Genomic DNA, 13,072 nt, shown 5'->3' on the forward strand with positions numbered 1-13,072 from the left:
TATACATTTTATCACTTTTCAGCTCTTAATTACATATTTTCTATTAAAATAAGCTAAAAGTATTTCACCTTTTCCCAAATGTTATCTCTATGATATAACATCATTTCTAATAATATCATTAAATAATTCTAGCTCATCTTCATTCATATTGTAATTATCGCAATACCATTCTAATATGTAATTTAGCTTTAAATCATTATACTTAATAACATCTTTATAATCTACTTCAAAAACCAAATCAGACAACTCTTCATTCTTAACATAATCAAAATACATTTTCACAGCTAAAGTTGTCATAAAACTTCTTATCATCAACTTAAAAAAGCTATGTTTTTTACTATCACCAAAACAAACAAATACCTTACATGTCAATGGTCTTTGCTCATATATGGTACATATATTATTTTCATCAATGAAAGGACAATTTAATTTTTTATCAAATTTTATTCTAGCTGTTTCTATATCTTCATCTAACATATCGCACTTTAATTTACTATTAAATAGTTCTATAATCTTTTCTTTTTCATTATTTGCAACTCTTTGCATAAATGGTACATCTACGATAATGTTCCACGATTTTTTACAACAAGACTCTGTACACTGGCTACAATTTATAGGATTACTTGCTATTAATTTTTCAATACTTTCTAAATAGCTCTCCAACGTTTCATTGTTATTTATACATTTAAAATCTATTTTTTTATCCTCAGTTAAAAATAATTCTATTATAAACACCCCTATTCTTTCTACTATATATACTATTGTTAATTTATATGAACTACTCAGATATACACCCACTAAGATTCTTGTAACACAGTTTAATATTTGACTTTCTACCTATTACTAGGCAACTATTTTCACATTAATCTATAAATCTTATACAAAATTATAAAAGGCTGTAATCTACAATGCCGATTACAGCCTTTATTTCATAATTTATTAAGTTTGAAAACCAATTATACCACTACATTTTTCTTTTTCATAGTTTTAACACACAAAGATGCAAAATAAATAATTAAAGTTCCATTTATCGTTATCTTGATCAATCTTATCGTTAATTCGAAGCTATTTGTTTATCTTCTGATAAAATATGAACACTAATCCAACTTATCACAAATTCTAATATTTCCATTATATATTTATCTTGATTTTCATCAATTGCATTTAAATCAATGTCATTAATTTTTTTTATAAACTCATCATGTTGTACTTTTTGAGATAAAAATTTTCTATAATTAATACTCAACATATATTCTTCCTCTGATTTAAAATGATAAATTGCATAATCCTTTAACTCTTCCAATATTTGTATAATCTTATCATACTTATCTATACAAAATTCATTTCCTAGAAGTTCATAAGCTATGTTTGTTATTTCAAATAACTTTTTATGTTGTTCATCAATTTTGCTAATCCCAATATTATAATCCTCTTTCCACTTTATCATATATTATTTCCCCCTTATATATGTTGAACTTTCAAGAATAACTTGATTACTATAAATATTCCATTCTTACAATTTAAATTTGCAACTTTACCCATATTTTACAATGTATAAATTATCTAAATCCACTTAGTATTATATACCAAATTAACTTTTCTCGTATATAGTTAATTTTATATATTTTTCTCAAACACTAGTTCCTATGATATAATATTAAGTATAAATTATTTGTTCTCATAATATATTAAAATACACTGTCAAAGAAAGAGGCTAAGATATGAATAATGTTAGTTACGCTAAGGTTGTCGTAAAGGGTTCACCCATTTCTAAATCTAACTTTAAGCTTTTTAATAGTAGCAAAAGAGCAATACTTCCCTATAACTCTGGAAAGTACCATGATAGATATGCACTTTATGAAGAGGAAATAGCTTATGAATGCATGGTCCAAAACCCAGGCATCACATTAACTGAAGCTCTAATTGCCGTACTTAAGGTTTATTATAAAAGTGAAAAACGTCATCCTGATACAAACAATATAACTAAGAGTATCTTAGATGGAGTAGAAAAAAGTGGACTCATAATTAATGATGCTCAAGTTAGAAGACTCATAATTGAAGAATTTTACGATAAGGAAAATCCTCGTTTTGAATTAGAACTGTACGGAGAAAGTACTTATTCTATGGACTATAAAATTGTTAAGCTAGAAGAAGTACAACCTATCATAGATTATGAACCACCAAGTAATAAAAAAAATAAATCTATAAACTCTTTAGAGAAAATTATAGCTAATGGATGTCTTAAGTCTACACCTTCAGAGGTGACCGTTTCTAACTCAAAGATCCATACTTCTAAGCAGATATGTGAAATCTGCAATAAAGTTGTAGATACAAATAATATAATGTCTTGTAATAAGGGGAAAAGCTTAATATGCAAGGGATGTTTTAAGAAGTTATTTTAATTATTATTTAAATAGAAAATATAAATCAATAAAAATAAAGCATTAACTAATTTTCACAATGCTTTATTTTTTTCTATATATTCAAAAATATTTTTTAAAGTGAAACTTTTTTATTATATAGCTGCGTCTAATGGTTATAAAGGATAAACAAAAACTGAATGGAGGTGAATCACTTGGACTTATTAATATATAAAGCGAAAAAAGGTGATAAGGAATCCTTTATCAAGCTTATGGAACTAAATAAACAAGCAATGTACAAAACAGCAACGGCAATTTTGAGAAACGATGAAGATGTTGCTGATGCACTTCAAGAAACTATTCTTGCATGCTATACAAACATAAATAAATTAAAAAATAGTAATTATTTCAAAACCTGGATTACCAAAATTTTAATTAATAAATGCAATGACATAGTAAGAAAAAATAAAAATGTATTGTATGTTGATAAAGTTGCAGAAGGCAGTTATTGTGATGATGTTACAGATGATATCAGTCTAAAAGAAAGCTTTCATGATTTAGGTGAAAATTACAATCTACTAATGACTCTTTGTTACATCCACCAACTTAGCATCAAGGAAATCAGCAGTATGCTAGGTTTGAATGAAAACACCGTTAAAACTAGATTGTCTAGGGGCCGAGAACATTTTAAAGAGAATTATTTGAAAAATGAAGAAGGAGGTTTTATACTTGAATATGGAAAATCTAGATAAAAAAATAAAAAAAGAATTAGATAAAGATATACTTATCCCTGATGTTGTAAATGAAAAAATTAATAATGCCTATGATATTATAATAAAAACTGAGACTAAATTTGGTGATAAAAAGAAGAAGAATAAAACTTTTATAAAAATTGCAGTTTCAACAGCCGCATGCTTTATTTTAGTCATTACCCTAGGAGTAAATAGTACCGCATTTGCTGATAAAATGACTTTTATGGAAAATGTATTTAATCTATTCCGTTCTGATTCTAACTTGAATTTCAAACAATATTTTGCAACAGGAAATCAAGGTGATTATGCAGAACCTGTAAACATACAAAAAGTTAATGAAGATATTGATATAACCATTCAGGATGTTTACTGCGACGGAAATAGTATTTTTATTACCTATATTGCAGAGACCAAAAATGATAAATTTCTTGAATCTGATGGCCTTTCATTAGGTGGTATCGAGAATTTTACTATGAATATTAATGGTCAAGAAATTGAATATCCTGAGTCACCCTTTTTAAAGAAGGTAAAAGATAATACCTATGTAGGAATGCAATATTTCAGTTTGACCTATTATAATGGCGTTCTTCCTGAAACCTTCGATTTATCAGTTGGTTTTAAAATGATTAATGGTATGAATAGCCGCTCAGATCAAGGTCAAATAATCAATACATCCATAGATGGAAATTGGAATTTTGACATAAACGTTATAAACAACACAACTGAGAATAAAGTATATGAATCAAATACCGAAGTCAATGGAGCTATTTTGAAAAAAATCGAAATGACCCCCGGGACAACTGAAATTCTCATAGATATACCTAACTCCATGGGACCAAGTGCCCATGTAATGGCCTATGATAATAACGGTAACAAGTTTAACCCAGTTCAAAGTCAAGATTTAAATAGTGAAATTGGGAAATTAAAACATGTAATATTTGAGAGTTCCTCTGAAGATATATCTTATATTATAGTAAAAATTGTTGATAAAAGCACTCAAGCCTTAACTGAACTAGCTGAATTTAAAGTTGAATTAAATTAATTAATTTTATAAACTTAAAATAGCATAGCCATCTGAACCTTACTTAAAAGGTTCAGATGGCTATATTATTTCAACAAATAATTGTTATATACTTCAAATTTAAATTCAACTTAATTGTTAAGTAACCTTACATGGCTCTTACTATAAAAACTCTTTTTAATGTAATAGCGAATTTAGTTTTCCCTATAAATTGAAATCACTTAATAAATAATTTTAGGTAATGTAAGTTATAACTGTAAAACTACTTACAAAAGATATCTTCTACTTCCTTTAAATACTTATTCCATTGTTCTATATCTTCATGGTTTAAAACTTCTATACTACCTCCTTGCATATCACCTAATGTATCTCCCACTAACGCTTCCATGTCGCCCTCTAACATAACATATTTTCTTTTAAGTTTTTCTAATACTTCTTTCTCAGGATTCCATCTTTTTCTCTCGTGCAACTCCAAAAATCTCCTTGAAATTTCTTCAAATGCATATTTGTTATTTTCTTTGAACCATTCAGCCATTTTATCATCATTCACATAAGTATTAACTAATCTATCTATATCTTTATCTTTAATGTTCATAGAAAGACTTTGCCAATCAAAAACAGTTTGGATCCTTGTCATTAACTCACTAGCTCCTTCATAACCACGTTTTTTTACATGTTCTTTCCATAGTGGATTAAAAAATGTTGCCTCCATCTCTCCGATAATCTCCTCCGAACATTCCATTACTCTACTACAACCTTTATCAATGGCTGAGCCATGATATTGCTTTAATTCTTTTCCACTTAATATTTTTTTCACATTTTTAAATGCACCTTGCACTGATGCACAAAAACTTGAAGCTAATATATCATGCCTTTTAGAATTGGTTACATCATAAGAAATATCTGCCCCTTTGACATTTTCAACAAACTCATGTTTTGCCATATCCCCGTTAAGCTTTTCTCCATATGCATAGGATGAGAAATACACAAAAATTTTAGCAATATCCTCTTCGCTTTTCCATGCACTAGCCTTTAATGCTAAATCTACTCCGGCTCCATATGTTCCTGGCTTATCACCAAATATCCTTATAGTAGAATTTCTTTCTAAATTTTCTTCTTTGCCTATACTTTTTAAGATTTCTGAAATTTCTAAAGTATTCTTTTTTACAAAATTCATCTCTATAGGTTCCTTAAGTGATGCAGCTAAAACTACGCCTTTATCTATAAGATTTACTGCCTGAGGATAGGCATCTCTAAGTACCCCTGAAATTCTTATAGTAACATCAATTCTTTGACGCCCTAACTCTTCCAATGGTATTTCTTTAACACCAACAACTTTCCCATTACTATCCCAAACAGGTTTTATCCCCATTAAATGTAATATTTGAGACAGTTGCTCCCCCTTTCTCATTGATATATCTGTAGATATCATATTCATAGCTACTTTTTCTGGTACCCTACCCTCGTCCTTAACGTATCTTTCTATAAGTTTATTTGCCAACTCACATCCAACCTCATAAGCCTGCAATGTAGGTATTTTTTCACAATCCATCAAATAAAAATTTCTTCCTGTTGGAAGGATTCTTTTTAAATCTTCTGAAGGTAGCCCAGAAAGTCCTGCTTCAATATACTTACCATCTAATGCTCTAATTAAGTTTATTTTTTCTAACTCTATACAAATCAGTTTGTTATACACTTCCTCTATTTCAATCCTAAGTTGTAGTAATAAATCTGCGTCTGATAATTTTATATTATCAAAGTTCATTTCATCACTGCGTTTTATAATCTTCTCAATGTATTCTAATATATATGTATTATAAACATATTCATCTTCACTTGCTTCTTTTATTAAACTAGCTGAATAACTATTGCCATCAATGTATTCTTTTATATATGCTATAATTTCTTCTATCTTTGGTACCTCTCCCAATATATGAAGATTTTGTGCATTTGGATTATTTACTGACTGAACTAAATAATTTTTTAATTCCCTAACACCTAAATCAAAATTCTCTTTAGAACTAACTATTTCTTCAGCACCATCTATTTCCTTTATACAATCCAGTATTTCCGTCTTTAGAAACTTCTCTTGATCACTATTAATTATTTGGGCCTCAATATACTCTCCTATTAAATTTGCTAGTTTTATATTTCTCTTATTAACGCTAAATGATGTTGGAAGATAATCAACTATTAATGCATTGTTCCTTCTTTTTGCACCTATACCTTCTGTTCCAACACCTGCATTATACACATATATATTAGGTGTATTTCCAAGAACAACATCCGGGTAACATCTACTCGAGAGCGCATTTGATTTCCCTGGTAAATACTCAAGACTTCCACCAGTTCCAACATGAATTACAGCATTAGATTTCATTATTCTTTCTACGTACCTATAAGTAGCTATATATTGATGCGGTGGTGGACATGAAGGGTCATGAAGAATCTTACATACCTCTCCAGTACATTTTGCACCATAACACCCTCTTTTGGGTTGCACCATAACTGTAACATTACCAAAATTTATTCCAGTAATTATTATTTTGTTTTCATAAACCATTCCCTGTCCTGGCGGCACTTCCCAATACTTTTCCATTTCCCTACGGGTTTCTAAATCAAACTCATTATAGAAGTTTAAGTAGCCATTTTCACCATCCATAGACATCTCATATAATACTCCTCCAGATTTGATAATATTCTCAACTGAAGTCCATCTAAAATCATGATAAGCCTTTCTATCCATTATAATTTTATGAAGTTCTTTCCCATCTTTGGGAACCCTATCTACACTATATCCATTTTTCTTTAATTCTTTTAATATATCTATTACACTTTTAAAAACATCCAACCCTGCACCCAAACCAATTGTAGCTTCAACTCCTGAACAAGGTGCATTATGGATAAATATAGCTATCCTCTTGTTGCTATTATTAGTCTTTCTTAACTCTATCCACTTATCTACTCTATTAACAAATCTCTTTATTCTAGACTCTATAGGTTTATAGTTTCTTCTTTCTCCTCTACATCCAATAATAATAGGTTCAATCATTCCTACCATTTCAGGGGTAGTAAATGCCCATGAACTTTCCATAGATACTCCACCTATATTTTCAGCCCAACTTTTTTCATTTTGACTATAACTAATAATAGGCTTAAAAACTGGTACATCCACATTTTTAAAATTTTTTTCTATTTCTTCAAAAGAAGTACATTTATTTTTATCTGTTACAGCCGTAGTCATTTGAAAATTTACTAATCCATCTACAAGCAATTTCCCCTCATATGAAAAATACTCTCTAATTATCTCATTAAAATTCTTTATTTCATTTTTTTCTCCAGATGATGCATAACTAAATACAGAAATAACTTTAACACCTATATTTTCAAACTCTCTTATTAAAGACCTTTCTACTTCTATATTCCCACTATTCCAATTATTTCTATGAGTTATAATACCAATCCATTTATAGTTACATGGGTTTTCTTCTTTTATATACCAATCTAAATAACTACTTAAATTATTAAAGTATTTATTATCTCCATAAAATATTCCATCAAAAGGCATAAATATAGGTTCTTTATAATTTTTTTCACATATTATTTTTTGTTCCTCACAAAGTTCTAAAAAGTTGTACCCTATATAGTAAAGCGCATTAGCAACATTATTTTTCCCTCCATATGTAAAATATCTTATGACCTCACTAGCCTTTTCTATATTTATGTTAAAATATCCACACTCTAAGCTCTCTACTCCTATTGGTATTATAGGCAGCTCTTCTATATTAGCCTTAATCATTGAAATACACTTATCTATCTCAACTTCCATCATTATGTTTCCTACAATTATAGCTTTGAAATTATTCTTAATAAATTCAATTCTATCTTTAAAATTATTTTTAGTAATTTCATCTTTACTCCAAAATTCAATATTTATGAAACCTATGTCTGCTAACGCATCCATAAGTTGATCTTTTACCAAATCTACACCTATTGCTAGAATCCCACTTTGAATCATATTTTCACCCCATTTTCTTTGAATATAATATTTATAAAATAATTTATTTGCTTCTATAATTAATTACTCTATGCTGAATTGCTATATTCCTCTAGCTCTTCAATTGACATTGTTATAAACTCATACACAAGATACTCTCGATAAGATATCTTAATTATCCAAAATTTTTCATTGTTTTAATGGGATACGCATATAATTATCAATTTAAATATCATTTCGTACTACATCTAAAATTTTATCTGATTCCAAATCTTTAATTTTATAGTACTTTGCATTCATAGCATCAGCTATTTTTCTTGCTAATCCTAACTTTATAAAATCTTGCTCTGTATCTATTACTATAGTTTGTATTTTTTCATTAGCTACCTTAGTGGCTATATTAATTGATTCTTCATATGGATCCCCACCATTTGCCGATGAATTAGCTCTTCCATCAGATATTAACACCATAACTGGAATCATCTCTGGGTCCTTTTTTTTCCTAGCTTTTAAAATCTCATAACCCAAATTAATACCCTCCGATATTGGGGTTTGTCCTCCTGTTGGCAAATCTTTAAGACACTTCTCTGCAAGATCAACACTTCTAGTAATTCCAAGTAAAACCTGCGCTTCTTTTTTTCTAAATGCTATCATTCCAACTTTATCTCTTTTTTGATATGCATCAGTAAGCAGGGAAACAATTGCTCCCTTAACCGATGCCATTCTTTTTTTAGCTCCCATAGATCCACTAGCATCAACCACAAATAAAATAGTAGCTCCTGTTCTTTTTTCTCTTTGCTTTTCCCTAATATCTTCCTTTTTAATTGCTATAGCTAATCCATTTTTATCTCTTGATTTTTGATATGGTGCAGCCATTCTTAATGTAGCGTCAAAAGCAATATCTCTTATTTTATCTTTTGGAATACTATACCTTACATACCTTCCTTGGGCTGAATCCGTCCTTGTTTTACTTCGCTTTCCATCACCCTTGTGATTTCGTTTATCCATGGAACTAATATTTAAAGATTTAACTATGAAAGTTCTTCCTATATCATCTATATCTTCCATGGACTCATCCATGTTATCCTTCTCCGTATTTTTATCATCGGACTCACTTTCATTTGTATTATCCTCTTGTTCCCTATTCTTATCTTCAACATCTTCATCTAAATTTTCATTATTGTTTTTTCCATCTAAATCATTATCATCTACATTATTATCTGTACTACTATCATCAGGCATATCCTTCATATTTTCCATATCTTCATTCTCATTGTTTTCATCTTGATTGTTTTGATCCTGATTATTTTCATTCTGATTATTTTCATCCTGATTACTTATTTCATTATCCTCTTTAAGTTTACTTTCTGTTTTTTCTCTTATCCTATGAGGAAGGGCGAGTTCTGCCGCTTCCTTAATATCACTAATAGTAATCACATTTCTTTTTTCTAATGCAGCTATCGTCTTAGCTGTTTCTATTATTGCAATTTCAGCTCTATGACCTGCACAGTTTCTTTCTTCTGAAATTTCACTGGCAAGTTTCATTATATTAGGTGATACCTGAACATTTTTAAGAAATTCTTTCCCTGCTAAAATTTTATTTAATAATTGTGCTGATTGTGATTCCCATAGCTTTATAAACTTGATAGGATTATTCTCGTATTGTAATCTCCTTTTAACTATTTCTTTTCTTTCAACAATGCTTTTACTGCCCTCAACTTCTATGTATAATCCGAATCTATCTAAAAACTGAGACCTAAGGCTACCTTCCTCTGGGTTCATAGTTCCAATTAGTATAAACCGCGATGGATGATTGTATGATATTCCCTCTCTCTCTACATGGTTGTTTCCTGATGCTGAAACTGATAAAAGCGAATTTATAATATGTTCACTTAGAAGATTTACCTCATCTACATATAAAATATTTTCGTTAGCATCTTTTAATATTCCAGGTTCAAAGACTTTTCTTCCTAATGCAATTGCCCGTTCAATATCTATAGTCCCAACCAACCTATCCTCAGTTATATTTAAAGGCAGATTAACTACTTTAACATCCTTAATCATTTGTGATAAGCCTCTTACCAAAGTAGATTTTGCTGTGCCTTTTTCTCCACTTATCAAAACTCCACCAATTGCTGGGTTAACTATATTTAATATCAATGATTTTTTAACTTTTTCCTGACCAACAATTGCAACAAAAGGATATACATAATTCTTACTCAATTAAAAATCCTCCTTTCATCTATTCTGATTTTAGCTCCTTAATTATATCTTCAACCTTTGAAAAGTCTATAAACCCATCTTCAAAAGGCGTTCTCCTCATTCTATGTGGAAGTACAAATTTAGCTGCTTCTACCATATCCTTACTAGTGACTCTATCTCTTTCATTTAATGCCGCTATTGTCATTGCAGTTTTTATCATACTTATATCTGCTCTATGTCCATCAACGCCCATACTAATACTTATTGTTGCTGCTATTTCATAAATCTCTTCACCTATTGTCACTTTAGGTAACTTCTCCTTAGCCTTTAATATTTTTTCTTCTAACTCCTTTTGCTTCTCGTCATAACTTAATGTGAAAGCTTCTTTATCTTTTTCATATTCTAATCTTCTTTTTATTACTTCAACCCGACTATCTGTATTTCTTTCCCCGACAACATCAACTACCATTCCAAACCTGTCTAAAAGTTGTGGTCTCAAATCCCCTTCCTCGGGATTCATAGTTCCCACAAGTATAAATTTAGATGGATGTGAATAAGATATTCCTTCCCTTTCAATAGTATTAACCCCCATTGCTGCCGAGTCTAAAAGCACATCTACGACATGATCATCTAATAAATTTATTTCATCTACATAAAGAATATTTCTATTCGCTTGGCCTAAAATACCAGACTCAAATTTCTTTTCACCCTTCTTAATTGCATATTCTATATCTAAAGTACCTACTACTCTATCTTCAGTAGCACTAACTGGTAAGTCAATAACCCTCATTTTTCCAATGACACTTTTTAACACTTCACCTTTTCCCAATTTGTTTTCACACTCATTGCAATAATTTGTAACATCATCTAGAGAACATCCAAATATGCATCCCTCTATTTGTGATCTTTCTGGTAACAATTCTGCTAATGCTCTAACTGCTGTTGATTTAGCAGTTCCCTTCTCACCTCTAATTAGAACACCCCCAAGCGATGGATTTATAATATTCAATATAAGTGCCATCTTCATAGATTCCTGTCCTACTATAGCTGTAAATGGATAAACTTTATTTGTATTTTTCATATTCTATATCTCCCTTCAATAACAAATTAATATTTTCAATCTTTAGACAAATTTAAAACTCTGTCCAAATCCAATAAGTTCTTTATTCTGCCCTCTTGCATCCCATTACACATAACCAAAATATAAGTAAAAAATAAACAACTAAAATCATAGGATGAATTATCATATTCATTAAATTTTCACCGCTATTTCTAAGACCTAATGTTGCATGAGTAAGTGGTAAGCATCCTATAAAACCTTTTAAAACTCCTGGCATCTTATTTAGAGAGAAAAATGTTCCACATAAAAAAGACATTGGAGTAATTACAAAACTAGAAAACTTTGCCATATTGCTATGTGCATTTATAAAAATCCCAGCTGCAAAACCTACTGCTGAAAAAACTAAACAATTAAGAACTATAATTAAAATGTAATACGGGCTTATAGTTAATCCAACTCCAAAAAACAAAGATAAAATTATGATTAGCACTGCAGAATACATACCTATTAGTGCACCTGCTACTATCTTTCCTAATGTATATGAAATCATAGTAATTGGAGCAATCATAAAGGCTTCAAAACTCTTATAGAATAGTCTTGATATACTTACTGAGTTTGCCGTATTGTTGTAACTCACAGTCATTGTAGTTAATGCAATAACCCCCGGAATTATAAAATTTATATAACTTTTACCCTCAACTATTACCTCTCCACCTAACCCCCATCCAAAGGCTATTAAATATAAAAGAGGTGAAATCATAGATGCAATAGTTGTAACCTTAATTTTACGTTTAAATAATACATACTCCTGCCAAATAATACTTGTAAAAGCATACATTAAACTTCCACCCTTCTATTAGTTAATTTTATAAATACATCTTCTAAATTAGATTGACGAACCTTTACATTACCCTCTATTTTAGAAGCAAATGTGGTAGCCTCTTCCCTAGTTTTAAAAAACTCTTCCTGGGTAGCTCCATTTTTAAAGTACTCAACAGTGTATTGTCCCAAATTATTAATTAATATTTTAGGTGCATCAAGTTTTATTAATCTTCCATCATCTATAAGACCCACTCTGTCACATAGTACCTCCGCTTCTTCTATATAATGAGTTGTTAATAATACTGTTAACCCCTCATCCTTTAGCCTTTTAATCAAATCCCACATCTTTCTTCTTGCTACTGCATCAAGCCCTACTGTAGGTTCATCTAATAAAAGTAATTCTGGATTATGCATAAGTGCTCTTGCAATCATAACTTTTCTTTTCATTCCACCAGAATACTCCTTCACAAAACTATTTGCTCTTTCCGTAAGCTCTGTGAATTCTAAAAGTTCCTTTATCCTTTTTCTTCTCTCATCCTTTGGCATGTTATAAAGCCTCCCATGAAGCTCAAGATTCTCCCAAGCAGTCATTTCAACCTCTAAATTATTCCCCTGTGGAACTACACCTATTTTCCTTTTTATTTCCTTTAGATTTCTATCCATATTCTTTCCATTAATAATAATATCTCCTGTAGTCTTTGGAGTGAGTGTACTTATCATCCTAATCGTTGTGCTTTTACCAGCTCCATTAGGTCCTAAAAGTCCAAAAATCTCCCCTTTTTCTATGGATAAATTTAAATCATTAACTGCAATTAAATCGCCATATTTTTTTGTAAGTTCTTTAATAATTAACATATC

Annotated in this window: 10 protein-coding genes; 3 read left to right on the forward strand and 7 right to left on the reverse strand. The window is 30.0% G+C overall.

The features are described 5' to 3' along the window. Nucleotides 1–87: 87 nt before the first annotated feature. A complete protein-coding gene (locus RSA29_RS01870; RefSeq protein WP_346941622.1) occupies nucleotides 88–798 on the reverse strand; it encodes a YkgJ family cysteine cluster protein in 711 nt (236 codons plus the stop codon). Nucleotides 799–1,054: 256 nt separating this feature from the next. After that, nucleotides 1,055–1,447 (reverse strand): hemerythrin family protein, encoded by a 393-nt coding sequence (locus tag RSA29_RS01875; RefSeq protein WP_346941621.1) that lies wholly within the window; start codon nucleotides 1,445–1,447, stop codon nucleotides 1,055–1,057. A gap of 274 nt (nucleotides 1,448–1,721) precedes the next feature. On the opposite strand from RSA29_RS01875, the gene RSA29_RS01880 reads away from it, so the two are divergent. The 3 genes from RSA29_RS01880 (at nucleotide 1,722) to RSA29_RS01890 (ending at nucleotide 4,154) form a co-directional block, all read left to right on the forward strand. After that, a complete protein-coding gene (locus tag RSA29_RS01880) occupies nucleotides 1,722–2,402 on the forward strand; it encodes a RusA family crossover junction endodeoxyribonuclease (RefSeq protein WP_346941620.1) in 681 nt (226 codons plus the stop codon). A 173-nt stretch (nucleotides 2,403–2,575) separates the two neighbouring features. Beyond that, nucleotides 2,576–3,112: a sigma-70 family RNA polymerase sigma factor gene (locus tag RSA29_RS01885; protein WP_346941619.1), complete on the forward strand. Its 537-nt coding sequence runs from the start codon at nucleotides 2,576–2,578 to the stop codon at nucleotides 3,110–3,112. Beyond that, nucleotides 3,096–4,154: a DUF4179 domain-containing protein gene (locus RSA29_RS01890; RefSeq protein ID WP_346941955.1), complete on the forward strand. Its 1,059-nt coding sequence runs from the start codon at nucleotides 3,096–3,098 to the stop codon at nucleotides 4,152–4,154. Before RSA29_RS01885 ends, RSA29_RS01890 begins: the two co-directional genes overlap by 17 nt. A 241-nt stretch (nucleotides 4,155–4,395) precedes the next feature. Here RSA29_RS01890 and RSA29_RS01895 read toward each other — a convergent pair whose 3' ends face one another. From RSA29_RS01895 to RSA29_RS01915, 5 genes are all read right to left on the reverse strand, one after another. After that, nucleotides 4,396–8,151 carry a cobaltochelatase subunit CobN gene (locus RSA29_RS01895; protein WP_346941618.1) on the reverse strand — a complete coding sequence of 1,252 codons (3,756 nt, stop codon included), beginning with the start codon at nucleotides 8,149–8,151 and terminating at the stop codon, nucleotides 4,396–4,398. Between the two features lie 204 nt (nucleotides 8,152–8,355). Continuing rightward, complete coding sequence (locus RSA29_RS01900; RefSeq protein ID WP_346941617.1) at nucleotides 8,356–10,353, reverse strand: magnesium chelatase subunit D family protein; 1,998 nt, start codon at nucleotides 10,351–10,353, stop codon at nucleotides 8,356–8,358. A gap of 19 nt (nucleotides 10,354–10,372) precedes the next feature. Continuing rightward, nucleotides 10,373–11,413: an AAA family ATPase gene (locus RSA29_RS01905; protein ID WP_346941616.1), complete on the reverse strand. Its 1,041-nt coding sequence runs from the start codon at nucleotides 11,411–11,413 to the stop codon at nucleotides 10,373–10,375. An 82-nt stretch (nucleotides 11,414–11,495) separates the two neighbouring features. Beyond that, nucleotides 11,496–12,230: an ABC transporter permease gene (locus RSA29_RS01910; protein ID WP_346941615.1), complete on the reverse strand. Its 735-nt coding sequence runs from the start codon at nucleotides 12,228–12,230 to the stop codon at nucleotides 11,496–11,498. Next, complete coding sequence (locus RSA29_RS01915) at nucleotides 12,230–13,069, reverse strand: ABC transporter ATP-binding protein (RefSeq protein ID WP_346941614.1); 840 nt, start codon at nucleotides 13,067–13,069, stop codon at nucleotides 12,230–12,232. Before RSA29_RS01915 ends, RSA29_RS01910 begins: the two co-directional genes overlap by 1 nt. Nucleotides 13,070–13,072: the final 3 nt, after the last annotated feature.

The sequence above is a fragment of the Clostridium sp. genome (assembly GCF_036660475.1).
Lineage (GTDB): Bacteria > Bacillota > Clostridia > Clostridiales > Clostridiaceae > Clostridium_J.

What these genes read in the sequence shown, in the direction of transcription:
- RSA29_RS01875 (WP_346941621.1), bottom strand. Translation starts at nt 1,447, where the DNA reads ATGATAAAGTGGAAAGAGGATTATAATATTGGGATTAGCAAAATTGAT.
- RSA29_RS01880 (WP_346941620.1), top strand. Translation starts at nt 1,722, where the DNA reads ATGAATAATGTTAGTTACGCTAAGGTTGTCGTAAAGGGTTCACCCATT.
- RSA29_RS01890 (WP_346941955.1), top strand. Translation starts at nt 3,096, where the DNA reads ATGGAAAATCTAGATAAAAAAATAAAAAAAGAATTAGATAAAGATATA.
- RSA29_RS01895 (WP_346941618.1), bottom strand. Translation starts at nt 8,151, where the DNA reads ATGATTCAAAGTGGGATTCTAGCAATAGGTGTAGATTTGGTAAAAGAT.
- RSA29_RS01905 (WP_346941616.1), bottom strand. Translation starts at nt 11,413, where the DNA reads ATGAAAAATACAAATAAAGTTTATCCATTTACAGCTATAGTAGGACAG.
- RSA29_RS01910 (WP_346941615.1), bottom strand. Translation starts at nt 12,230, where the DNA reads ATGTATGCTTTTACAAGTATTATTTGGCAGGAGTATGTATTATTTAAA.
- RSA29_RS01915 (WP_346941614.1), bottom strand. Translation starts at nt 13,069, where the DNA reads ATGTTAATTATTAAAGAACTTACAAAAAAATATGGCGATTTAATTGCA.